The organism is Sphingomonas sp. SAFR-052 (assembly GCF_051965015.1).
Classification (GTDB): Bacteria; Pseudomonadota; Alphaproteobacteria; order Sphingomonadales; family Sphingomonadaceae; genus Sphingomonas.
The window spans coordinates 14,479-37,190 of record NZ_JBQCMO010000008.1; the positions used below are offsets into that span (position 1 = coordinate 14,479).

At 67.2% G+C, this 22,712-nt stretch carries 25 protein-coding genes; 14 read left to right on the top strand and 11 right to left on the bottom strand.

Features of this window, described 5'->3' with window-relative positions; genetic code table 11:
- Nucleotides 1–159: 159 nt before the first annotated feature.
- Nucleotides 160–999 carry a pantoate--beta-alanine ligase gene (panC, locus tag ACTHQV_RS14170; protein WP_440491155.1) on the bottom strand — a complete coding sequence of 280 codons (840 nt, stop codon included), beginning with the start codon at nucleotides 997–999 and terminating at the stop codon, nucleotides 160–162.
- 82 nt (nucleotides 1,000–1,081) lie between these two features.
- Here panC and ACTHQV_RS14175 point away from each other — a divergent pair, with 82 nt between their 5' ends.
- From ACTHQV_RS14175 to ACTHQV_RS14195, 5 genes are all read left to right on the top strand, one after another.
- Nucleotides 1,082–1,879: a division plane positioning ATPase MipZ gene (locus tag ACTHQV_RS14175; RefSeq protein WP_440491157.1), complete on the top strand. Its 798-nt coding sequence runs from the start codon at nucleotides 1,082–1,084 to the stop codon at nucleotides 1,877–1,879.
- Nucleotides 1,880–1,893: 14 nt separating this feature from the next.
- Nucleotides 1,894–2,148 carry a J domain-containing protein gene (locus ACTHQV_RS14180; protein WP_440491158.1) on the top strand — a complete coding sequence of 85 codons (255 nt, stop codon included), beginning with the start codon at nucleotides 1,894–1,896 and terminating at the stop codon, nucleotides 2,146–2,148.
- A 233-nt stretch (nucleotides 2,149–2,381) separates the two neighbouring features.
- A complete protein-coding gene (gene pgmG, locus ACTHQV_RS14185) occupies nucleotides 2,382–3,749 on the top strand; it encodes a phosphoglucomutase/phosphomannomutase PgmG (protein ID WP_440491160.1) in 1,368 nt (455 codons plus the stop codon).
- Nucleotides 3,750–3,834: 85 nt separating this feature from the next.
- Nucleotides 3,835–4,593 carry an exonuclease domain-containing protein gene (locus ACTHQV_RS14190; protein ID WP_440491161.1) on the top strand — a complete coding sequence of 253 codons (759 nt, stop codon included), beginning with the start codon at nucleotides 3,835–3,837 and terminating at the stop codon, nucleotides 4,591–4,593.
- The gene (locus ACTHQV_RS14195) at nucleotides 4,590–4,985 is read left to right on the top strand and encodes a hypothetical protein (protein ID WP_440491162.1); all 396 of its coding nucleotides are present in this window, start codon (nucleotides 4,590–4,592) and stop codon (nucleotides 4,983–4,985) included. The genes ACTHQV_RS14190 and ACTHQV_RS14195 overlap by 4 nt, the downstream gene beginning before the upstream one ends.
- Nucleotides 4,986–5,158: 173 nt before the next feature.
- On the opposite strand, the gene ACTHQV_RS14200 is transcribed toward ACTHQV_RS14195, so the two are convergent.
- The 4 genes from ACTHQV_RS14200 to ACTHQV_RS14215 form a co-directional block, all read right to left on the bottom strand.
- The gene (locus ACTHQV_RS14200) at nucleotides 5,159–5,641 is read right to left on the bottom strand and encodes a DUF1440 domain-containing protein (RefSeq protein ID WP_440491163.1); all 483 of its coding nucleotides are present in this window, start codon (nucleotides 5,639–5,641) and stop codon (nucleotides 5,159–5,161) included.
- A 202-nt stretch (nucleotides 5,642–5,843) separates the two neighbouring features.
- Entirely contained in the window at nucleotides 5,844–6,482 is a 639-nt protein-coding gene (locus ACTHQV_RS14205) for a 2-dehydro-3-deoxy-6-phosphogalactonate aldolase (RefSeq protein ID WP_440491165.1), read from the bottom strand.
- On the bottom strand, nucleotides 6,479–7,348 hold the full coding sequence (locus ACTHQV_RS14210) for a 2-dehydro-3-deoxygalactonokinase (RefSeq protein ID WP_440491167.1): 870 nt from the start codon (nucleotides 7,346–7,348) through the stop codon (nucleotides 6,479–6,481). Before ACTHQV_RS14210 ends, ACTHQV_RS14205 begins: the two co-directional genes overlap by 4 nt.
- Complete coding sequence (locus ACTHQV_RS14215; protein WP_440491169.1) at nucleotides 7,339–8,919, bottom strand: sodium/sugar symporter; 1,581 nt, start codon at nucleotides 8,917–8,919, stop codon at nucleotides 7,339–7,341. Before ACTHQV_RS14215 ends, ACTHQV_RS14210 begins: the two co-directional genes overlap by 10 nt.
- Before the next feature lie 100 nt (nucleotides 8,920–9,019).
- Here ACTHQV_RS14215 and ACTHQV_RS14220 point away from each other — a divergent pair, with 100 nt between their 5' ends.
- Complete coding sequence (locus ACTHQV_RS14220) at nucleotides 9,020–9,730, top strand: FadR/GntR family transcriptional regulator (protein ID WP_440491171.1); 711 nt, start codon at nucleotides 9,020–9,022, stop codon at nucleotides 9,728–9,730.
- Here ACTHQV_RS14220 and fghA read toward each other — a convergent pair whose 3' ends face one another.
- Nucleotides 9,731–10,570 (bottom strand): S-formylglutathione hydrolase, encoded by an 840-nt coding sequence (gene fghA / locus ACTHQV_RS14225; RefSeq protein ID WP_440491172.1) that lies wholly within the window; start codon nucleotides 10,568–10,570, stop codon nucleotides 9,731–9,733.
- Between the two features lie 105 nt (nucleotides 10,571–10,675).
- On the opposite strand from fghA, the gene ACTHQV_RS14230 reads away from it, so the two are divergent.
- Nucleotides 10,676–11,224 carry a pseudouridine synthase gene (locus tag ACTHQV_RS14230; protein WP_440491173.1) on the top strand — a complete coding sequence of 183 codons (549 nt, stop codon included), beginning with the start codon at nucleotides 10,676–10,678 and terminating at the stop codon, nucleotides 11,222–11,224.
- A 102-nt stretch (nucleotides 11,225–11,326) separates the two neighbouring features.
- Here ACTHQV_RS14230 and ACTHQV_RS14235 read toward each other — a convergent pair whose 3' ends face one another.
- Nucleotides 11,327–12,757 carry a sigma-54-dependent transcriptional regulator gene (locus ACTHQV_RS14235; protein WP_440491174.1) on the bottom strand — a complete coding sequence of 477 codons (1,431 nt, stop codon included), beginning with the start codon at nucleotides 12,755–12,757 and terminating at the stop codon, nucleotides 11,327–11,329.
- 166 nt (nucleotides 12,758–12,923) lie between these two features.
- Between ACTHQV_RS14235 and ACTHQV_RS14240 the strand changes: the two genes are divergently transcribed.
- From ACTHQV_RS14240 to ACTHQV_RS14270, 7 genes are all read left to right on the top strand, one after another.
- On the top strand, nucleotides 12,924–13,049 hold the full coding sequence (locus tag ACTHQV_RS14240) for an aa3-type cytochrome c oxidase subunit IV (protein ID WP_440491176.1): 126 nt from the start codon (nucleotides 12,924–12,926) through the stop codon (nucleotides 13,047–13,049).
- Nucleotide 13,050: 1 nt separating this feature from the next.
- On the top strand, nucleotides 13,051–14,178 hold the full coding sequence (locus ACTHQV_RS14245) for a Re/Si-specific NAD(P)(+) transhydrogenase subunit alpha (protein WP_440491177.1): 1,128 nt from the start codon (nucleotides 13,051–13,053) through the stop codon (nucleotides 14,176–14,178).
- 19 nt (nucleotides 14,179–14,197) lie between these two features.
- The gene (locus ACTHQV_RS14250; RefSeq protein WP_056452913.1) at nucleotides 14,198–14,566 is read left to right on the top strand and encodes a PH domain-containing protein; all 369 of its coding nucleotides are present in this window, start codon (nucleotides 14,198–14,200) and stop codon (nucleotides 14,564–14,566) included.
- A gap of 125 nt (nucleotides 14,567–14,691) precedes the next feature.
- Nucleotides 14,692–15,126, top strand: a complete 435-nt coding sequence (locus tag ACTHQV_RS14255; RefSeq protein ID WP_440491376.1) for an endonuclease domain-containing protein — start codon at nucleotides 14,692–14,694, stop codon at nucleotides 15,124–15,126.
- Nucleotides 15,127–15,129: 3 nt separating this feature from the next.
- Nucleotides 15,130–15,408 carry an NAD(P) transhydrogenase subunit alpha gene (locus tag ACTHQV_RS14260; RefSeq protein ID WP_055757824.1) on the top strand — a complete coding sequence of 93 codons (279 nt, stop codon included), beginning with the start codon at nucleotides 15,130–15,132 and terminating at the stop codon, nucleotides 15,406–15,408.
- Between the two features lie 5 nt (nucleotides 15,409–15,413).
- Complete coding sequence (locus ACTHQV_RS14265) at nucleotides 15,414–16,895, top strand: NAD(P)(+) transhydrogenase (Re/Si-specific) subunit beta (RefSeq protein ID WP_440491178.1); 1,482 nt, start codon at nucleotides 15,414–15,416, stop codon at nucleotides 16,893–16,895.
- Between the two features lie 9 nt (nucleotides 16,896–16,904).
- Nucleotides 16,905–17,891: a winged helix DNA-binding protein gene (locus ACTHQV_RS14270; RefSeq protein ID WP_440491180.1), complete on the top strand. Its 987-nt coding sequence runs from the start codon at nucleotides 16,905–16,907 to the stop codon at nucleotides 17,889–17,891.
- On the opposite strand, the gene ACTHQV_RS14275 is transcribed toward ACTHQV_RS14270, so the two are convergent.
- From ACTHQV_RS14275 to thrS, 4 genes are all read right to left on the bottom strand, one after another.
- Nucleotides 17,849–19,486, bottom strand: coding sequence for a methyl-accepting chemotaxis protein (locus ACTHQV_RS14275; protein WP_440491181.1), 1,638 nt, complete (start codon nucleotides 19,484–19,486; stop codon nucleotides 17,849–17,851). The two genes, ACTHQV_RS14270 and ACTHQV_RS14275, sit on opposite strands and share 43 nt — an antisense overlap.
- Nucleotides 19,476–19,760 carry a hypothetical protein gene (locus tag ACTHQV_RS14280; protein ID WP_440491183.1) on the bottom strand — a complete coding sequence of 95 codons (285 nt, stop codon included), beginning with the start codon at nucleotides 19,758–19,760 and terminating at the stop codon, nucleotides 19,476–19,478. Before ACTHQV_RS14280 ends, ACTHQV_RS14275 begins: the two co-directional genes overlap by 11 nt.
- A gap of 327 nt (nucleotides 19,761–20,087) precedes the next feature.
- Complete coding sequence (gene infC / locus ACTHQV_RS14285) at nucleotides 20,088–20,621, bottom strand: translation initiation factor IF-3 (protein WP_242119809.1); 534 nt, start codon at nucleotides 20,619–20,621, stop codon at nucleotides 20,088–20,090.
- Between the two features lie 63 nt (nucleotides 20,622–20,684).
- Nucleotides 20,685–22,697, bottom strand: a complete 2,013-nt coding sequence (gene thrS / locus ACTHQV_RS14290) for a threonine--tRNA ligase (RefSeq protein WP_440491184.1) — start codon at nucleotides 22,695–22,697, stop codon at nucleotides 20,685–20,687.
- Between the last annotated feature and the right edge of the window lie 15 nt (nucleotides 22,698–22,712).

Sequence of the window (22,712 nt, forward strand, 5' to 3'; positions counted from 1 at the left end):
GTCGAAAGGGCGTATCGAAGGACCGTCGCGAGCATGTGCTTCGATACGGGTCATCGACAAGCTTAGCCCCTACTCAGCACGAACGGTTCTGCTTGCTATAATCACGTTATAGGAGAGGGGGCGCGTCCAGAACCCCCTGCGGGTGAACCCCTCTCCCTATTACTCGAACGTCACCGCGATATTGTCGATCAACCGCGTCGTGCCGATCCGTGCCGCCGCCAGCAGCCGCGCCGGACGGCCGCGGACCGGGGCGGTCAGCGTTTCGGCGTCGACCAGCGTGACGTAATCGGTGTCGAAGCCGGCGCGGGTCAGCGTCGCGATCGCCGCCGCCAGCGCGGTCGCCGGGTCGTCGCCGCGCTCGATGCCGCGCTTCGCCTCGCCCAGCGCACGCGGCAGGGCGACGGCGCGGGCGCGTTCGGTTTCGTCGAGATAGATGTTGCGCGACGACAGCGCCAACCCGTCGTCCTCGCGCTGGGTCGGCACGCCGACGATTTCGGGCGTCAGGTGCAGGTCGGCGGTCATGCGACGGATGACGGCGAGTTGCTGGAAATCCTTTTCGCCGAACAGCGCGACCGCCGGGCGGACCTGTCCGAACAACTTGCTGACCACGGTCGCAACGCCGTCGAAATGGCCGGGGCGGTGTGCGCCGTCGAGGACCTCGCTGACGCCCGCCACGCTGACATTGGTGGCAAAGCCCGCCGGGTACATTTCCTCGACCTCGGGTGCCCAGAGGATGTCGACGCCGGCCTCCGACAGCATCTGCGCATCGGCGGCCTCGCGCCTGGGATAGCGCGCCAGATCCTCGTTCGGGCCGAACTGTTTGGGATTGACGAAGATCGACACGACGACGCGGGCCGCGCGGCGCCGGGCGGCATCGACCAATGCCATGTGCCCGGCGTGGAGCGCGCCCATGGTCGGGACCAGCGCGACGCTTTCCCCGGCACGGGTAAACTGGTCGAGCGCTCCGCGAAGCACCTCCAACCGACGTATAATTTGCACGGCCGATGGCCCTTCGATATGGGTGGGGGAGGCGGCTTTACTGGATCAGGCCGCCCGGGATCAACAAGGTTGGGTTGCGCGCTTGGACGAAGGTTCGGATCGGTTGCACGTCATCGTGTTCGCCAACGAGAAGGGCGGCACCGGCAAGTCGACGACGGCAGTGCATGTCGCCATCGCATTGGCGGCAAAGGGCGCGCGCGTCGCGTGCTTCGACCTCGACCATCGCCAACGGACGCTGGGCCGCTATCTCGACAACCGGGCGGAGACGATCAAGCGCACCGGTCGCAACTTGCCGATGCCGGTCTATGACACGCATGACGGCGAGAGCATGACGCGCTTCAACGACGCGCTCGGACGCCTCGGCGAACATGCCGAATTTCTGGTGATCGACACGCCGGGCCGCGACGATCGCTTCGCCCGGATCGCGGTGACCAACGCCGACACGCTGGTCACGCCGATGAACGACAGCTTCGTCGATTTCGACCTGATCGGACAGGTCGATCCCGACACGTTCAAGGTGACGCGGCCGAGCTTCTATTCCGAACTGATCTGGGAAACGCGCAAGCACCGCGCGAAGATCGACGGGTCGACGATCGACTGGGTCGTGCTGCGCAACCGGTTGCAGCATATCGAGGCACGCAACATGCGCCGCGTGTCGGAAGCGATCAACCAACTGTCGAAGCGCGTCGGTTTCCGCGTGACGCCGGGCCTGTCCGAACGCGTCGTCTATCGCGAGCTGTTCCCGTCGGGGCTGACCATGCTCGACCGCAACGAATTCGGTGAGATGGGCCTGGCGCATGTCGCCGCGCGGCAGGAGCTGCGCGAGATGATGGGCGGGCTGCAACTGCCCGAACCGCTCGGCGCACCGACCGCGATCTGACCTGACCGGCGGCAATGCTCAAGCTGGTCCTGATCGTCGCGCTGATCCTGGCGTTCTGGCTATGGCTGCGCGCCAAGCCGAAAAAGGTCGGCAGCGAGGCGGAGGCGCGCGCGATCCTGGGCGTGGCCAAGGATGCGAAGGCGGGTGAAATCCGCGCGGCGCACCGGCGGCTGATGCAGGCGGTGCACCCCGATCGCGGCGGATCGGCCGATCTGGCGCGGCGGATCAACGCGGCACGCGACGTGCTGTTGGGGCGGTTGCGGCATTGAAGTCGGGAAGAAGATAGGGGTTCACGCGAAGACGCGAAGGGGTTGCGTTCTGCGCGACGCCCCCCGCGCCAGCGGCCTCATTTTCGGTTGCAGTTAGGGAATAGGTTTCCCGTTTGCGGGCGTTCCGCCAAGCCCGTGCCTCCTCCGCGCCTTCGCGCCTCCGCGTGAACCCCTTTTTCTTCTATGCCGCTTCGCCTTAGGATCGGCCGCTCTGTAGCGGCGAGGATTCCGGCATGACCCACCACTTCCACCCCAGTTCGCTGCGCGAATATGACATTCGCGGCGTCGTCGGGCGGACGCTGGGCAGCGCCGATGCACATGCGATCGGGCGCGGTTTTGCGACGCTGGTGCGGCGCGCGGGCGGTACGCGGGTCGTGGTCGGGCGCGACGGGCGGTTGTCGTCGCCCGAGCTGGAGGCGGCGCTGGTCGCCGGGCTGACCGCCAGCGGGGTGGACGTGGTGCGCATCGGCCTTGGCCCCACGCCGATGCTCTATCATGCCGAAGCGATGCTGGAGGTCGATGGCGGCATCCAGATCACCGGCAGCCACAATCCAGCCGATTACAACGGCTTCAAGATGGTGCTGCAGCATCGCCCGTTCTTCGGGGACGATATCCAGCGGCTGGGCGCGATCGCGGCGGCGGGCGATTGGGACGAAGGTGCTGGCACGGTGACCGACCACGACCATGTCGACGCCTATGTCGGGCGGCTGATGGCGGGCTATGCCGGCGGCAGCTATCGCATCGGCTGGGACACCGGCAGCGGGGCGGCGGGCCCGGTGATCGAGCGGCTGGTCGCGCTGTTGCCCGGCGAGCATCACCTGCTGTTCACCGAGGTCGATGGCCGCTTCCCCCATCATCATCCCGACCCGACCGAGGAAGCCAATCTGGTCGACCTGAAACGGCTCGTCGTCGACAAGGGGCTGGATTTCGGGCTGGCGTTCGACGGCGATGGCGACCGGATCGGCGCGGTCGACGGCCGGGGGCGGACGTTGTGGGGCGACCAGCTGCTGATGCTGCTGGCCGAGCCGCAACTGCGCGAGACGCCGGGCGCGACGATCATCGCGGACGTAAAGGCCAGCCAGCTGCTGTTCGACCGCATCGCCGAACTGGGCGGCAAACCGCTGATGTGGAAGACCGGGCACAGCCCGGTGAAGACCAAGCTGCTCGAGACTGGCGCGCCGCTTGCCGCCGAAATGTCGGGACACGTGTTTTTCGGCGGCGACGATTACGGGTTCGACGATGCGCCCTATGCGGCGGTGCGGCTGATCCGCGCGATTCACATGAGCGGACGGTCGCTGACCGAATTGCGCGATGCCATGCCCGAAATGGCGACCACCCCCGAACTGCGCTTCAAGGTCGACGAGGCGCGCAAGTTCGCGGTGGTCGACGAGGTGCTGGCGCGGCTGGCGGCTTCGGGGGCGGACGTCAACACCACCGACGGCGCGCGGGTGACGACGGCGGACGGATGGTGGCTGCTGCGCGCATCGAACACGCAGGACGTATTGACCGCGCGGGCCGAGGCGCGGGATGCGGACGGCTTGGCGCGGTTGTTGGCGGAGGTCGACGCGCAGTTGGCGGCGTCGGGGGTGGTGCGAGGGTAGCTTTGGTTCGCGCGAACCATCCTTCCTGCCGTACGGTCCGGCTCGAAGGGTGGCTTTTCCGGCCCCGAAGCGCCATCTGTTATCGATGGCGCAACCGCAGATCATCCGTGTCGTCGACCTCGAAACCACCGGGCAGGCTCCACCCGCGCATGGCGTGTGCGAGGTCGGCTGGCAGGACGTGGCGCTGGGCGAGGATGGCCGCTGGGAGCTGACGGGCGAGGGCGGGCAGCATTTCGTCAATCCCGGCCGCCCGATCCCGCCGGTGACGCAGGCGGTGCACCATATCCTCGACGAACAGGTGGCGGACGCGCCATGGTGGCAGGATATCGCACGCCGCGTGCTCGACCCCTATCCGCGCCGGATCGCGCTGGCGGCGCATCGTGCCGATTTCGAACAGAAATTCTGTACCGCGCAGCTGACGCACGGGGCCGACTGGATCTGTACGTGGAAATGCGCGCTGCGGCTGTGGCCGGACAGCCCGGGCTTTTCGAACCAGATGCTGCGCTATTGGCGCAAACCGCAGGGCATGGAGCATGAACGTGGGCTGCCGGCACACCGGGCGTTTCCCGATGCCTATGTCACGGCCTTCCACCTGCGCGACATGCTGAACGAGGCGTCGATCGCGCAGCTGCTCGAATGGTCGCGGCTGCCCGGGTTGTTGCCGCGGGTGCGCTATGGTCCCGATCGCGGGCGGGCCTGGACCGAGATCGACGACGATTCGCTCGACGGCTTCCTGACCGATCGCGACGAGGATGTCCGCTATACCGCGGAGACCGAATTGGCGCGGCGGCAGGGCGGCGGCGAGATCAAGCCGCGCAGCCGCAACGACTGGCTGCTGCTGTGACGCGGACGGGGGTGCAGGTGGTGCGGGTGCATTGTCCGGTGTCGGGCAATGTGCTGGCCCGGTTGCAGGCGGGCGAGGCGGCGGCGCTGGCCGACGATCCGGTGCTGGCGGGCGTGGTCGGCGTGATCCGGGGCAGCGACGTTCTCGGCGCGATCGGGCCATATCGCGGGGTGTTCGAACTGGGGTTCGGGCTGGAGAGCTTCGTGCCGGGCGCGGACGCGGTGCCTACGACCGGGCGGGCCGGCGAGGCCGAAGTGGTGTCGACGGTGGTGGTGAAGAGCTATGCGGCCGTCGGGGCCGATATTGCGGAAGCGCTGGCAGCGATCGTCGCGGTGCATCCGTGGGAGGTGCCGGTGATCGAGGTTGCTGCGGTGGAGTTGGTCGGGCGGTAGGCTGCCGCTACTTTACCCTCACTTCCTCCGTTCGCTTCGAGCGCAGGTTCGAGCCTGTCGAGAACCGTAGTCGAGAAGGGCTGCCCCAAACGGGTTCTCGACGGACGCTTCTCGACAAGCTCGAAGCTGCTCGGACCGAACGGATGGGGCGGATAGGCTGAGGGGAGGCAAGCCTACCCCTGCCGACCTCCCAGCAGCGACCTCGCCCCTTCCAGCGATACGCCGAACACCAGATGCGCCAGCGCGCCATAGGCGTGGGTCGCGGCGGACGTATCCCATGGCGCCGATCCCAGCCCCGCTGCCGGCACCGCCGCTTCGTCGAGCAGGGCCGAGGTCGCGATGCCGTACAGGCTGCCGAAGCCGCTCGCCGCGCCCGGCCGATATTCGGTGAGCACGCCGTACAGCCCGCCCAGTGCCGCGCCGGTCAGATAATGCACCGCCTGTCCCGCCTGCGGGCGATAGGCGTCGGGTACGCGGGTGCCGGTAGTGGCAAGCGCGACCTTGTCGGCGGCCTTGACCGTCGCGGGATCGTCATCGCTCTGGTCCTGTCCCATCGGCTTGGCGGCGACCGACTGGAACGCAGCCATCGCGGCGGATGCGATCAGGCCGGCGGCGATGCCAGCGAACAGGCCGAGGACGGGACGGGGGTGCGACATGGGCGGTGCTCCGGCTTGGGGGGAGCAGGGGGAACGGTTGGAGCGGGTCGGGTTTCCGTCGGTTCGTTCGGGGGTACGGCAACGCGTCTACCCAGGGCCGAAAACGTCACCCCAGCGAAGGCTGGGGTCTCGCGGTTATCGGTCGCGACAGAGTCGCTTGAGACCCCAGCCTTCGCTGGGGTGACGTTTGTCAGCGTGCAGCTTACTTCTCCAGCGCGTTCCATGCCGCGACGAACGCCCGTGCGCGTTCGCCGACCGTGTCCGCGTCCATGCCGGGCACGTACAGCGCCGACCCCAGACCGTACCCGGCCGCGCCCGCCTTGTGCCAATCGGCCAGCACCGACGGCACGATCCCGCCGACCGGCAGCATCCGCACGTCGCGCGGGAGCACGGCGCGCATCGCCTTCATCACCGCCGGGCTGGCGGCTTCGGCGGGGAAGAGTTTGAGTGCGGCGGCACCGGCTTCCAATGCGGCAAAGGCTTCGGTCGGGGTCGCGATGCCCGGCATCGCCACCAGCCCGCGTGTCGCCGCGGCCGAGATCACCGCGGTATTGGCGTTGGGCGAGATGATGAGCGTGCCGCCGGCTGCCTCGACCCGTTCGACCTGTTCAACGGTGAGTACGGTGCCCGCGCCTACTGCCGCATACCCCTCCAGCTTCTTCGACAGGCGGGTGATGCTTTCATAGGGATCGGGCGAGTTGAGCGGCACTTCGACGATGGTGAAGCCGGCATCGATCAGCGCGTCGCCGATCGCTTCCACCTCATTCGGCTGGACCCCGCGCAGGATCGCGACCAGCGGGCAGCGGGCGAAGGCGGCGTCGAAGGCGGACAAATGGCTCATGCGGACAACTTTCGGATATGGGTGATACCGGCGATAAAGGCATGCTCGCACCCGCTGACAATGGCGCGGCCGTCCAGCGTCTCGATCGCGGTGGCGTAGAGGGTGGCGAGATCGCCATCGGCGACGAGGTGTACGTCGCGACCGTCGCCGATGCGCGCGGCGACGTCGCTGCCGATCAGCACGCCGCTGGCATATGATGCTGCCTGCGCTTCGTCGCGGAGACCGAGGACGTGCGACGCGCGGATGCCGAACAGGCTGGCGGCGAGGTCGCGTTTCGCGCCTTCGCGCACGCCTTCGCGATACGCGTCGCCGGCGGTGACCGGTGCGGCAAGCTGCGGGGCGAGCACGCCGCCGCCCTTCAGCAGCGCGAACAATTCGCCGGTCATCGCGGTGGTGAAGGCGGTGACCTTGCCCCCGGTCAGCTCGACCCATTTGCAGTGCGTGCCGGGCTGGCAGAGCAGCGCGTCCGCCGGTACCTGTCCGGCCAGCGCCGCGCCGAGCAACTGCACTTCCTCGCCCCGCATCACGTCGCCGTGACTGCCGTCGGTGAAGGACAGGCCGGGGACGATCGCGGTCCGATCGTCGATCCAGGTGAGGTGCGCGGCGATGTCGGCGATATCGGCTGGGACCGCGACATAGGGGGCGACCCGCCAGCCGATCGTCGATCCGACCATCCCGGCCATCAGCACCGGCAGGTCGCCCAGTTCCGCCCGGATCGCCGCCATTTCTTGCGGGTATTCGTCCGCCGCCATCGCCGACACGCCCTTCGGCGACTTGACGGTCGCGGCGATGCGCCCGTCTTCGATGCGATAGGCGCGGCGGTTGGTGGTGCCCCAGTCGAGGGCGATGAACGGGCTCACCACCATGTCGCGTACAGCGCGATGAGGATCAGGATGACGCCGAGGCCGGCGACGTTGAAGCCGGTCGACGTGCCGAACGACACGCCCTGCATGGTGATGCGGTTGGCGTCGCCACGCCCCTTCACCGCCAGCGACAACAGGATGGCGAGGCCGAGGCTGAGCAGGAACACGATGCCCATCCGGTCCATGAACGGGATGCCGGGCGCGAAGCTGCGGAACAGATAGGACAGCACGACCGAGGCGATCGCAGCGCCGATCGCGCCGGCTTCGGTCGCACGTTTCCAGAACAGGCCCAGCAGGAAGATCACGGTGATCCCCGGCGTAAAGAAGCCGGAGAATTCCTGAATGAACTGGAACGCCTGATCTGCGCCGCCCAGCAATGGACGCGCGGCGACGATCGCGATCAGGATGGCGATGGTAGCGGCGATCCGACCGATGCGGACCAGCTTGCGTTCCTGCCCGGCATCCATCTGCCCGCTCTCGCTGGTGCGCTTGGCATAGAGGTCGAGGGTGAAGATCGTCGCGATCGAATTGATCTTCGACGCGGTCGAGGCGATGATCGCGGCGATCAGCGCGGCGAAGACGAGGCCGAGCAGCCCCGAGGGCAGCAGCCGCATCATCGTCGGATAGGCTTCGTCGGGCTTGGCGAGATCGGGCGCGAGCAGCACCGCCGCCATGCCCGGCACGACGATCACCAACGGCATCAGCAGCTTCAGGAACGCCGCGAACACGATGCCCTTCTGCGCTTCGGGCAGCGACTTGGCGGCGAGTGCGCGCTGGATGATGTACTGGTTAAAGCCCCAATAGCTGAGGTTTGCGATCCACATGCCGCCGATCAGCACCGACAGGCCCGGCAGATCCTTGTAGAAAGGATTGTCGGGGGTCAGGATCATCTGGAATTTTTCGGGCGCGCGGCGGGTCAGTTCGTGGAAGCCGCCGACGACCCCGGCATCGCCACCGATCTGCGACAGCGTCAGATAGGAGATGGTGAGACCGCCGAACACCAGCAGCGTGACCTGCACGATATCGGTCAGCGCCACCGCCTTCAGCCCGCCGCGCAACTGGTACAGCAGCGCGAACAGGCCGAGTCCGATCAGCGCCACCGTCTGGTCGACGCCCGCGACCTGCGTCACCGCGATCGAGCCGAGCCAGATGATGCTCGTCAGGTTCACGAACACGTACAGTGCCAGCCAGAACACCGCCATCAGCGTGCGGATCGACGGGCCGTAGCGCTGCTCGAGGAACTGCGGCATCGTGTAGATTTCGTTGCGCAGGAAGATCGGCAGGAAGAATTTGCCGACGATCAGCAGCGTCAGCGCCGCCATCCATTCGTACGAGGCAATGGCGAGACCGATCGCATAGCCAGAGCCCGCCATGCCGACGATCTGTTCGGCCGAGATGTTGGCCGCGATCAGCGACGCGCCGATCGCCCACCAAGGGAGCGATTTGGACGCAAGGAAGTAATCGGAGCTGTCCTTCTGATGCCCCCCCTTGTCGCGGCTCACCCATTGCGCGAGGCCGAAAATGCCAATCGCATAGATGACCACGACGATCAGATCGATCGTCGACAGACGCATGGTTTCCTCCCCGGCCCACTGGCTTTTGGAGGCGGACAATTATACGACGAATACATCGTGTCCAGTGCCAAGCGCGATGGACGAACCGAAAGGAGACGGGATGGCGGCGCGGATGAGCGGAATGCCCGGCGGCAATTTGACCCGCGCGACGCTCGATACGCTCGGCCGCGCGATCGTGACCGGCGAATATGACGAACGGCCGTTCCCGACCGAAGCGGAAATCGGCAAGGCGCACGGCATCAGCCGGTCGGTGACGCGCGAGGCGGTGAAGATGCTCACCGCCAAGGGGCTGGTCAGCGCCCGCCCGCGCCAGGGGACGGTGGTGCGCCCGGCGGCGGCATGGAACCTGTTCGACCCCGATGTGCTGCACTGGCTGCTGGATCGTAAATTCTCGGTCGATCTGCTGCGCCAGTTCAACCAGCTGCGCGTCGCGATCGAGCCGGAGGCGGCGGCGCTGGCGGCGGTCGCGGCCGATGATGCCGATCAGGCGCGGATCGCCGATGGTCTGGCGCGGATGGCAGCGGCGGAACGCGGCGAGGACGATCCGCTCGACGCCGATATCGATTTCCACGTCGCGATCCTGCTGGCGGCGAAGAACCCGTTCTACGCGCAGTTCCGCGAGATGGTGGCGACCGCGCTCAACACCTCGATCCGCTTCACCAACACCATCGTCGGCCGCTCGGCGAGCGTCGAGCAGCATGCGGCGGTCGCAGAGGCGATCGCCGCGCGCGACCCGATCGCGGCACGCGCGGCGATGCGTGCGTTGATCGGCGACGTGCTCGACCTGATCGACGCGCGGGGCGTGGCCTGATTACCGGAGACGCTCGCCATGCCAGCGGACGTGATCGGCCATGAAGGTCGAGATGAAATGATAGCTGTGGTCATAGCCCGGCTGCATCCTGAGCGTGCAGTCGATCCCGGCATCGGCACATGCCTTTGCCAGCAAGTCGGGGCGTAGCTGTTCGGACAGGAAAGTGTCGGCATCCCCCTGATCGACCAGAATTTCCTGCACCCGCGCGCCGTCCTCGATCAGCGCGACCGCGTCCGCCGCGCGCCATGCCGAGCGGTCGTTGCCGAGATAGCCGCCCAGCGCCTTTTCCCCCCATGGCACCTGCGACGGCGCGACGATCGGCGCGAAGGCGGAGACGGAACGGAACCGGTCGGGATTGCGAAGCGCGATGGTCAGCGCGCCATGCCCGCCCATCGAATGGCCGGTGATCGACTGGCGGCTGCAATCGAGCATCGGAAATTCGGCGGCGATCAGCGCGGGCAGCTCGTCCTCGACATAGGAACGCATGCGATAGTGTTGCGCCCACGGATCCTCGGTCGCATCGACATAGAAACCGGCGCCCAGTCCGAAATCCCAATCGGCCTCCGGATCGTCGGGCACGCCGTCGCCGCGCGGCGAGGTATCGGGCGCGATGAAGGTGATACCCGCCGCAGCACAGGCGGCGCGATACTCGCCCTTGTCGGTGACATTGGCATGGGTGCAGGTCAGTCCCGACAGATACCACAGCACCGGCGCACGCTGTCCGGGTTCCAGCGGCGGCACGAACACGGAAAAGGTCATCGTCGTGCCGGTCACGGTCGATTCGTGGGAATAGACGCTCTGCGTGCCGCCATGGGCGCGGGCGGTCGAAACGGTCTTCATGGGGCTTCTCCACCGATGGTCGTAAACGGCTATAGGGGGAGGGACGGTTCGCGGCGATAGTCGGTTCCTTGTCGACAGCGCGGGGCGAATCGCCGACAGGGCGGCATGGCGCGGCTGATCCTGCTCAACAAACCGTACGGCGTGCTGTCGCAATTCACCGATCGCGGGACCGAGGGGGCGCGCGAGACGCTGTCGGACCATGTCGCGCTGCCCGGCGTCTATCCAGCCGGACGGCTCGACCGCGACAGCGAGGGGTTGCTGCTGCTGACCGATGACGGCCGCCTGCAGGCGCGCATCGCCGATCCGCGGTTCAAGCTGGCCAAGACCTATTTCGTGCAGGTCGAGGGGGCGCACGACGATGCGGCGCTCGACCGGCTGCGGCGCGGAGTGACGCTGAACGACGGACCGACCCGCCCGGCGGAGGTCGCCGCGATCGATCCGCCCGCATTATGGGAGCGGGTGCCGCCGGTGCGCTTTCGCAAGACCGTGCCCGATCACTGGCTGTCGATCACCATCCGCGAAGGCCGCAACCGGCAGGTGCGGCGGATGACCGCAGCGGTCGGCCTGCCGACGCTGCGGCTGGTCCGGTGGCAGGTCGGCGGGTGGACGGTCGAGGGACTGGCGCCGGGGGAATGGCGGGAGGTCGTCGCCTGATCGTATCCCCGCGCAGGCGGGGATCCCGGGTTGTCAAGCGCAACGCCCTTGGCTCTGGATCCCCGCCTGCGCGGGGATACGGTTCAGCGCACGCCAAGCCCCTTACGCCGCGCTCTGGTCGATCCCCAGTTCGCCCAGCTTGCGGTACAGCGTCGAGCGGCCGATCCCCAGCCGCCGGGCGACCTCGGTCATGCGGCCGCGATAATGGCCGATGGCGAGGCGGATGACGTCAGCCTCGATCTCCTCCAGCATGCGCAGATTGCCGTCGGGGCGGAACAGCGTCACTCCGCCCGCCATGTCGTGGCGCGGAACGAGGCTGACCGGCGGGGGCGCCTCGCCCTGTGCGATCTGCGCGATCTGCGGGAAATCGCCGCGGGTCAGCGCGTCGCCCTCGCACAGCACCGCCGCACGGAACAGCGCGTTCTGCAACTGTCGGACATTGCCCGGCCAGCCATAGCTGTCGAGCAGCGCGACCGCATCGTCGGTGATGCCCAGCTGCCGCAAGCCCGGCTGTTGCGCGATCCGCGTCAGTAGATGGCGGGCCAGCGCCGGAATGTCGCCGCGCCGGTCGCGCAGCGGCGGGATCGTCACCTGCACGACGTTCAGCCGGTAATACAGGTCCTCGCGGAATCGACCGGCCTCGACCTCGGCCATCAGCGTCTTGTTGGTCGCGGCGATCACCCGGACATCGACCTCGCGCGTGGTACGCGCGCCGACCGACTGGATCTCGCCCGATTGCAGCACGCGCAGCAGCTTCACCTGCGTCTCGAACGGCATCTCGCCGATCTCGTCGAGGAAGATGGTGCCGCCGTCCGCCTCCTGGAACCGGCCGGCCTTGCGTTCGAACGCGCCGGTGAACGCGCCCTTTTCATGGCCGAACAGCTCGCTTTCGACCAGATTGGCGGCGATCGCGCCGCAATTGACGCGGACCATCGGCTTGCGCGCGCGCGGCGAGGCGGCGTGGATCGCTTCGGCGACGACTTCCTTGCCGACGCCGCTCTCGCCCTCGATCAGCACCGGCACGCGGGCGCGCGCCGCCTTGGCCGCGATCGCCAGCGCGGCGCGGAATTGCGGGGCCGATCCGACGATCTCGTCGAAGGCCAGCGTCATCGACAGTTTTTCGGTCAGCGGGCGCAGTTCGCCGTCGCCGCTTGCCCCCGCTGCGGCCTCCAGCGCGGCGAGCAGCCGTTCGGCGGCCAGCGGCTTGACCAGGAAATCGCTTGCGCCCGCGCGCATCGCCGCAACCGCGCCCGCGACCGATTCATTGGCGGTCAGCATCAGGATCGGCAGCATCGGTCGCGCCCTGCGCAGATCGGCGATCAGCGCCAGCGCATCGGCATCGGGCGACCAATGGTCGAGCAGCACCGCATCGAGCGCCAGCCCGTCGGGCGTGTTCAGCATGGCAATCGCCGTCGCCGCATCGCTCGCGAACACCGTCCGCCAGCCGCGCCGCCCCGCGATCGCGGCGACCAACCGGCGCTGGGCCGGTTCGTCGTCGATCACCATCAGCACTCGCTGTCCGTCTCGCGTCATTGCTGTTTCCACGTCCCTGCCGTCCCGGATCGACACCGTCTTGCGCCAGCGGGCGTAAAGTTCGCCTTAAGACGGTCGAGAAAACCGTCCGGGGCGGCGCGGGGCTTGTTCTTGGTCCAACCTGCGTTAGAGTTGCCTGAACAAGGCAGTATGGAGAGGTTCATCAATGGCGAGCGACGGCCACACCCCCGCCCATGCCGGGACGTACAGCAGCTTCATTCGCTGGTTCACCTGGGGCACGATCATCTGCGCCCTGATCGCCGCGTTCGTCATCTGGCTGATCGCGGGCTGAGATGCGCATCGCGGTCCTCGCCGAACAGGCCGCCGGCGAGCGCCGGGTCGCCGCGACCCCCGAAACCGTCAAGAAGCTGATCGCACTGGGCGCGACGGTCGCGATCGAACAGGGGGCGGGGGCCAGTGCGTCGATCGACGATGCTGCCTATGCCGCCGCCGGCGCGACCGTCGGTTCGCGGGCCGAGACGATCGCCGATGCCGATATCCTGCTCGGCGTGGCGCCGCCGGCCCCGGAATCGCTGGCGGGGGCGAAGCGGGGGGCGTGGCTGGTCGCCGGGCTGAACCCCTTTGCCGACCGCGCGCGGATCGCGGGCTATGCGGCGCTGGGGCTGGAGTCGCTGGCGATGGAATGGATGCCGCGCATCACCCGTGCCCAGTCGATGGACATATTGTCGTCGCAAGCCAATCTGGCGGGGTATAAGGCGGTGCTCGATGCCGCGTCCGAATATGGCCGCGCCTTTCCGATGATGATGACCGCCGCCGGCACGGTCAGCGCGGCGCGCGTGTTCGTGATGGGCGTGGGCGTCGCCGGGTTGCAGGCGATCGCGACTGCCCGTCGGCTGGGCGCGCAGGTCAGCGCCACCGACGTCCGCTCCGCGACGAAGGAACAGATCCAGTCGCTCGGTGCCAAGCCGATCTTCGTCGAGAAGGTGGCGGGGATCGAGGGCGAGGGCGCGGGCGGCTATGCCGGTGAGATGAGCGCCGAATATCAGGCGGCCCAGGCCGAACTGGTCTCCGGTCACATCGCCAAACAGGACATCGTCATTACCACCGCGCTGATCCCCGGCAAACCCGCCCCGCGCCTCGTCAGCGATGCGCAGGTCGCGTCGATGCGGCCGGGCAGCGTCATCGTCGATCTCGCGGTCGAACAGGGCGGCAATGTCGAGGGATCGGTCGCGGGCGAGGTCGTGCAGCGTCACGGTGTCACCATCGTCGGCCATCGCAACGTGGCGAGCCGGCTGGCCGCGGACGCATCGGCATTGTTTGCGCGTAACCTTTACAACTTTCTGTCGGCCTATTGGGACAAGGACGCCGGCCGGCCCGTCCTGCCGCCCGATGACGAAGTGACCCAGGCGATCGTGCTGACCCGCGACGGCCAGATCGTAAGTCCGCGCCTGACCGACTGATTCTACAGAGGGAAACGCCATGGGTTTGTTCAGCAGCCACGAAGTCGACCCGGCGGAAATCCGCGAGAAATACGGCCATGCGCTGATCGGCGGCGAAGAGGTGCTCGCCGCGTTCCGCTCGCTGCGCGACACCGCGTTCCTGACCAATTACCGTTTCGTGCTGGTCGACGTGCAGGGGCTTACCGGCTCGAAAATCTCGTTCCGCAGCGTACCCTATCGCTCGATCCAGAGCTTTTCGGTCGAAAGCGCGGGGACCTTCGACCTCGACAGCGACCTGAAGCTGTGGGTGACCGGCGAGGCGATGCCGCTGTCGCTGAAGGTCAGCCGCAACGCCGATCCGGCGGCGATCCAGCGGCTGCTCGCGGAACTTGTGCTGGCCAAGCGGTGAGGGGGGAGTCGCCTCCAAATCCTCCCCGTGCTGCGCATGGGGAGGGGGACCGCGCGAAGCGTGGTGGAGGGGCCTCGACAGTCCGGCACGCGCGTCGGCTACGTCGGGGAATGAGCTTGCCGGAAGTGCTGCTGTGGCAACGCCTCCGCCTCGAACCGCATGGACTGAAGTTTCGTCGGCAGCATCCGGTGCTGACCTATGTCCTCGACTTCTACTGCGCGCGGGCGCGGTTGGTGGTCGAGATTGACGGAGAAGCACATAACCGCGGTGACCGGCCTGCCCGCGACGTCGAGCGGGATGCGGCGCTTGCCTCATATGGGTTGACCGTTCGGCGCATTCCAGCCCGCGACGTGTTGGCCGATGCCGACGCCGCAGCCGCAGCGATCGTGGAAACCGCGCTGCCCCTCCACCCCCGGCTGCGCCGGCGGTCCCCCTCCCCAAGCACACTTGGGGAGGATTTGAGTACCGTCCTGTCTACGGCTGCTGATCCTTCCCGTGCCGGGGAGGATTTGCATGCCGATCTACCTTCGGCCCATTATCCGGCCCATCCAACGGAGTAACCGATGGACTTCCTCTCGATCCTGTCGATCTTCGTCCTCGCCTGTTTCGTCGGCTATTATGTCGTGTGGTCGGTGACGCCGGCGCTGCACACGCCGTTGATGGCGGTCACCAACGCCATTTCGTCGGTCATCATCGTCGGCGCGCTGATCGCGGCCGCGGCCGCCGGAGTGCCGGGGGCGAAATGGCTGGGGCTGCTGGGCGTGGTGCTGGCCAGCATCAACATCTTCGGCGGGTTTGCCGTCACCGAACGCATGCTCGCCATGTACAAGAAGAAGGGGTGAGGGGCATGCACGAGGCCGCGCCGGTCAATCCATGGGTCGCCCTCGCCTATCTGGTGGCGGGGGTGTGCTTCATCCTTGCGCTGCGCGGCCTGTCATCGCCCGCGACCAGCCGGCGGGGCAATCGCCTCGGCATGATCGGCATGGGGATCGCGGTGCTGACGACGATCTTTACGCATCTGCCGGTGCGCCCCGATGGGATCGGGCGCACTGTGCTGGAACTCGAAACGGCAACGCTGCTAGAAATCCTTGCCGCCATCGGCATCGGCGCGGTCATCGGCCTGACCACCGCCAAACGCATCGCGATGACCGCGATGCCCCAACTGGTAGCTGCCTTTCACAGCCTCGTCGGCTTGGCGGCGGTGCTGGTCGGGATCGCCGCCTACCTCAACCCGGGCGCGTTCGGCATCTCGTCGCTGGTCGTGCCGATGATCGGGCAACCGTTCCAGGTCATCAATCCGGTCAGCAAGGTCGAGATGGGGCTGGGCGTCGCGATCGGTGCGATCACCTTTTCCGGCTCCGTCATCGCCTTCCTGAAGCTCAACGGCAATATGGGCGGAAAGCCGATCCTGCTGCCCGGTCGCCATGCCATCAACCTGGGCGTGCTCGCGGCGATCCTGCTGTTCGTCGCGATATTCGCGCATGGACAGGCGGCGTGGCCGTTCTGGACGATCCTCGTGCTGTCGTTCGCGATCGGCTTCCTGCTCATCATTCCGATCGGCGGCGCGGACATGCCGGTCGTGGTTTCGATGCTCAACAGCTATTCGGGCTGGGCGGCGGCGGCGATGGGCTTCACGCTCGGCAACAGCGCGATGATCATCACCGGCGCGCTGGTCGGGTCGTCGGGCGCGATCCTCAGCTACATCATGTGCCGGGCAATGAACCGCAGCTTCATCAGCGTGATCGCTGGGGGCTTCGGCGCGACCGACAGCGGCGGGGGCGGGGCGGCAGCGGTCGACAGGCCGTGGAAACGCGGCAGCGCCGAGGACGCCGCCTTCCTGATGCAACAGGCCGAACAGGTCATCATCGTGCCCGGCTACGGCATGGCGGTGGCGCAGGCGCAGCATGCGCTGCGCGAAATGGGCGACAAGCTGAAGGAGCATGGCGTCCGCGTGAAATATGCGATCCATCCGGTCGCCGGGCGGATGCCGGGGCATATGAACGTGCTGCTCGCCGAAGCGAACGTGCCCTATGACGATGTGTTCGAGCTGGAGGACATCAACTCCGAATTTGCGCAGACTGATGTCGCCTTCGTCATCGGTGCCAATGACGTGACCAACCCGGCGGCCAAGACCGACAAGACTTCGCCGATCTACGGCATGCCGGTGCTCGATGTCGAAAAGGCGAAGACGGTGCTGTTCATCAAGCGGTCGATGGGCGGCGTCGGCTATGCCGGGGTCGATAACGAAGTTTTCTACCGCGATAACACCATGATGTTGTTGGCCGATGCCAAGAAGATGGTCGAGGAGATCGTCAAGGCGATGGACTGACGCGGTTCGTTGCTCCATCGCAACGGTTGCGGTGCGATCGGCGCCGTGATCGTAAAGGGGCAGGCGGTGACCGATTTTGACGGATTCGAGCAGCAATCGGCGGCGGCGCGGCGGGCGGTGATCGTCGCCGACGACGCGCTGGCGATGGCGGATGCACAGGCGACGCTCCGCCATGCCGGGGTCGCGGTTGCGGCAGCGATCGGCTTTGCCGGGCTGGCGCAGGCGCTGGACGACGTCACCCATGCCGACCTGCTGCTGGTCGATGCGACCGGGGTCGCGATCGAGACGCTCGACGCTGCGCTACCGATCCTTGCCGCGAGGGCCGAGCGCGATCGGGCGCAGCTGGTGGTCAGTTTCGGCGTCGAGGCGATCGACATGGTGTCGCTGCACCTGCTGGGCGGTCCCGCGACGCTGCTGTGCGAGGCGCGGCCCGAGGAGCGGATCGCCGCGATCGTGCTGGGCGCCGGGAGCGGTGCCGGGTTTAGCGCGGTCGAGCGTGACGCCGAGCGGCTGCGGCGGCTGAATGCCGAGGTGGCGCGCATCGCCGAGGCGCTGGCACGGCTGGCTCGCGACGGCGATACGGGGGAGGGCGTGCGCGACCGCACCGACGATTTCGCCGCACCCGATGCCGGCGACGCGCCGGTGGCGGCGATATCAGCGGCGACCGTGCGCGGCGCGATCCGCGCGCGACGGCTGCGCGACCAGTTCTTCGCACCCGAACTGTTCGCCGATCCGGCATGGGACATGCTGCTCGACCTGTTCGCCGCGCGGCTGGAGGAGGGCAATGTCTCGGTGTCGAGCCTGTGCATCGCCTCCGCCGTGCCGCCGACCACCGCGCTGCGCTGGATCACGACGCTGACCGATGCCGGGCTGGTCGCGCGGCAGGAGGACCCGGCCGACAAGCGCCGCGCGTTCATCGTGCTGACGGCGCGCGGCGTCGCCGGGATGCGGGGCTATGCCGAGGCGGTGGCACGGGCCGGGCTGGGCTGGGCCTGATCGGTGCGAAGGAACGCGACGAACTGATCGGTCGACTGGCGCAGGTCGCCCGCGCTGCCGGCCAGCTGGCCGATACTGGCCCGCACCGCCGCGGACAGCGATGACGCGGCGCTGGCGGCGGTGGCGACGGTTTCAAGCTGCTGTCCGGCCGCCGCCGCCGCCGCCGCGACGCGGGCGGCGCCATCGTCGACCTCGCGCGAACTGACGCTCTGGTCGCGCACCGCGGCGGCGATGCCTGCGGCGGCAGCAGCGACCTCCTCGATCGATTGGTGCACCGAGCGCAGCTTGTCGCTGGTATCGGCGACGCCACCGCGAATGCCGCCGATCAGCGCGCTGATCCGGTCGCTGGCCCGGCGGGTATCGGACGACAACGCCTTCACTTCGCTAGCGACGACCGCAAAGCCGCGACCGGCTTCGCCGGCGCGGGCAGCCTCGATGGTAGCGTTCAGTGCCAGCAGGTTCGTCTTCGACGCGATGGCACGGATATCGGCGAGGAATCCTTCGATCTGGACCGCCTGTTCCTCCAGCATTTCGACGGTCCGCACGCTGCGCGCTGCTTGTCCACTGGCAGTGCCAGTCAGATCGTTCTGCTGTTCCGCTGCCGCGGCGATGGTCCAGATCGACGCCGACAGATCGCGGATCGATGCGGCGACCGAAGCAAGATCGTCGGTCGCGCGGTGGGCGCCGGCCGACGCCTCGACCGCTTCCGACCGGGCAAGTCCGGTCACGTCCTCCAGCGTTTCGGCCGCACCCTCCAGCCGGTCGGTCGTGTCGCTGATGCTGCGGACGACGGTCGTCACCGATCGTTCGAATTGCCGGGCCAGTTCGATGAGCTCGCGGTGGCGGTCGCCGGCAATGCGCGCCGCCTGTTCCTCGCGGCGGCGGCGCTGTTCGGCGGCGTCCTGTTCGGCGGCGCGTGCGAGCCGCATCGCGTCCTCGGTCCGGCGCTGCCCCTCGGCCGCCGCCCCGGCCAGTTCGCGCGCGCGGCGCACGGCGCGGTCCTGCGTCTCGAACAGGCGGCACAGCTGGATGGTCAGCACCGTCAGCGTCCCGAATTGCAGCCCGACCGCGACGACGTGAAACGCGATGCGTCCGATATTGCCGTCGCCGGTAAAGACATAATCGGGCGCGAGCCATTCGAGCAGGATGTGATGCAGCGCCGTCAGCACCGTCGTCACCGCGATCGGCCGCCAGTCGGCCAGCACGACCAGCGCCGCCATCCCGACGAAGAAATACATATGCGCGTCCATCTGCCACGCATGGCCGCGCAACAGGAAGACGAGCATCGCCGGGATCGTCGCGGCGAGCGTCCCCATCAGCGCGCGCGCGGTCGCATCATAGCGGCCCTGCAACGCAACCACCGTCGGCGCGAGGTTCAGCACGACGCCGATCGCGAACAGCGGCACCCCGATCCCGCTGTCCATCATCGCATTGCCGATCAGCAGCAGGATCAGCGACACCCAGCCGAGCAGCGCCCAGGCCTTGATCCCATGATAGCGCAGCCGGTCGAGCGAGCCGAGGGTCCCGGCCGGTTCGTGCAGGACCAATGCCTTCATCCGTGCCAGCATCGTCTGGGGCCCCGTCCTATTCGCCACGATCGCCGCTCCCGCAGGTGATGCCGGCGGCGGCGAGGATCAGGATCGCGCGCCCGCGACGCTGCACCGCGATGTCGGCGCGGTTGCCCGACACCACCATCGATCCGGGCAGGCTGCCGGCGCGCAGCAGCGCGGCCCCACCCGCCAGCGCGACCCTGGCGACATCGTTGCGGCTGGACCCGTCGAGCGACACCAGCAGCATCCGCCCGGTGGCAGGCGGCCAGAGGCTGAACAGCACGAAGGCCGTCGCGACGGCGCAACTCTGTAAAATCATTGGAATTTGTTTGGATGAAAACCGCATTGGCCATCGATATGAGCCAATAGTTAACGCGTTATGCGAACCGATTGCGTCATTTCGGACAAATCGTGCCGTTGGTACGAAAGCGCCGTTAAGGATTGGATACCGTATCGATCGCAACCATCGTGCGGCGACTAGTCAAGCCGGCGGCGCGGGACCGCCGGTCTGGCATGCGACAATGATGATCAGGTCATTGGCAAACCCGATGCCGACCATCCGTATGCCAGCGTTTAAACATAACAAAGCCGCCATGTCCGGCCCGGACATGGCGGCTTGTTCAGGTCGTAGGACCGACGGCGGCGCTTATTTGGGCGCCAGCACCATCAGCATCTGCCGGCCTTCCATGCGCGGATAGGCTTCGACCTTGGCGATTTCCTGGGTCGCCTCGGCGACGCGCTGCAACACCGCCATGCCGAGCTGGCCGTGGCTCAGTTCGCGACCGCGGAAGCGCATCGTGACCTTCACCTTGTCGCCCTCGGTGATGAATTCCTCGACCTTCTTCATCTTCGTATCATAATCATGATCGTCGATGTTCGGACGCATTTTGATCTCCTTGATCTCCTGCGTCTTCTGGGTCTTGCGGGCGAGGTTCGCCTTCTTCTGCGCCTCGTACTTGAACTTGCCCACGTCGAGGAACTTCGCGACGGGCGGATCGGCGTTCGGCGACACCTCGACCAGATCGAGCCCGACCTCGGCCGCCTGCGCGATCGCTTCGCGCGTGTACATCACACCCAGATTCTCGCCCTCATGGTCGATCACGCGGACCTTTGGCGACTGGATGAACTCGTTGAATCGGGGGCCGTTCATCGGCGGCGGCGCATTCGGGCGACGCATCATGGGCGGACGGATAGGTGCTGCTCCTTCAGTGTTCGAAAGTCCTATATAGTCAATCTTGCGCGATTACGAAAGGTTCCGCGCAAGATCGGGCGCCAGCGATTCGTTCGACAGCATCGCGACCAGTTCGTCGAGCGCGATGACCGACTGCCCCTGACTGCCCAGCCGCCGTAGCGCGACGGTGCGTTCCTCCGCCTCGCGCTTGCCGACCACGACCAGCGCCGGAACCTTGGCGAGCGAGTGTTCGCGGACCTTGTAGTTGATCTTCTCGTTGCGCAGGTCGGTTTCGACGCGGATGCCCGCTGCCTTAAGCGCCGCCGCGACCTCGTTCGCATAGTCGTCGGCATCCGATACGATCGTCGCGACCACCGCCTGTACCGGCGACAGCCACATCGGCATGCGCCCGGCATGATGTTCGATCAGGATGCCGAGGAAACGTTCGAACGTGCCGAGGATCGCGCGGTGGAGCATCACCGGGCGGTGGCGATTGCCGTCCTCGCCCACATAGGTCGCGTCGAGTCGTTCGGGCAGCACCCGGTCCGACTGGATCGTGCCGACCTGCCATGTCCGCCCGATCGCGTCGGTCAGGTGGAACTCCAGCTTGGGGGCATAGAAGGCGCCTTCGCCCGGCAGTTCCTCGAACTTCGCCTTGATGTCGTCCGACAGGTTCGACGACAGCACCGCCTCGCGCAGCTCCGCCTCGGCCTTGTCCCACATCTCGTCCGATCCGAAGCGCTTGTCGGGGCGCAGCGCCAGCTTCACCGCATAATCGGTGAAGCCCAGATCCCGATAGACCGAGTCGAGCAGTTCGCAGAAGTCGCGGACTTCCTCGATCAACTGATCCTCGCGGCAGAAGATATGCGCGTCGTCCTGCGTGAACTGGCGCACGCGCATGATGCCGTGCAGCGCGCCATGCGGTTCGTTGCGGTGGCAGCAGCCGAATTCCGCCATGCGGATCGGCAGGTCGCGATACGACTTGATCCCCTGTCGAAAGATCAGGACGTGCGCCGGGCAGTTCATCGGCTTCAATGCCATCATGTCGGCATCGGCGCTGACGATCGCGCCCTCGTCCTCGGTATTGGGGATTTCGTCGGGCACCACGAACATATTCTCGCGATACTTGCCCCAATGGCCCGACTGTTCCCATTGCCGCGCGTCCATCAGCTGCGGCGTCTTCACTTCCTGATAGTCGTGCGCGTCGAGCCGGCGGCGCATATACGCCTCCAGCTGCCGCCACATCATATAGCCCTTGGGATGCCAGAAGACCGACCCCTGTGCTTCGGACTGGAGGTGGAACAGGTCCATCTCCGCGCCCAGCTTGCGATGGTCGCGCTTGGCGGCTTCCTCCAGCCGCGTCAGATGCGCGTCGAGCTGCTTCTTCGACAGCCAGCCGGTGCCGTAGATGCGGCTGAGCATCGCGTTCTTCTGGTCGCCGCGCCAATAGGCGCCCGACACGCGCGTCAGCTTGAACGCCGCCGGATCGAGCTTGGCGGTCGATTCGAGGTGCGGGCCGCGGCACATGTCGAGCCACTCGCCCTGGCGATAGATGGTCAGTTCCTCGCCCTCGGGCAGTTCGGCGGCCCATTCGGCCTTGAACGTCTCGCCTTGGCTGTTCCAGCGGTCGATCAGCTGCTGGCGGGTGACCACTTCGCGCTCGAACTTCTCGCCACGCGCGATGATCTTGCGCATCTCCGCCTCGATCAGCGGCAGATCCTCGTCGGTGAACGGCCCACGACCCGGGGCGGGCGCGAAGTCGTAATAGAAGCCGTCCTCGGTCGCGGGGCCGAAGGTGATCTGCGTGCCCGGATACAGCGTCTGCACCGCTTCGGCCATGACGTGCGCGAAGTCGTGGCGATGCAGTTCGAGCGCATCCGTTTCGTCCTTGACGGTCACCAGCGCCAGCGATGCGTCGCCGTCGAACGGGCGGTTCAGGTCGCGCACCTGCCCGTCGACCCGCGCCGCGATCGCCGCCTTGCGCAGACCCGGCGAGATCGCAGCGGCAATGTCGGCAGGGGTAGTGCCCGGCGTCACCTCACGGACGGCACCGTCGGGGAGGGTGATGCGGAACAATGCGGACATGCGAAGCGACCTGAA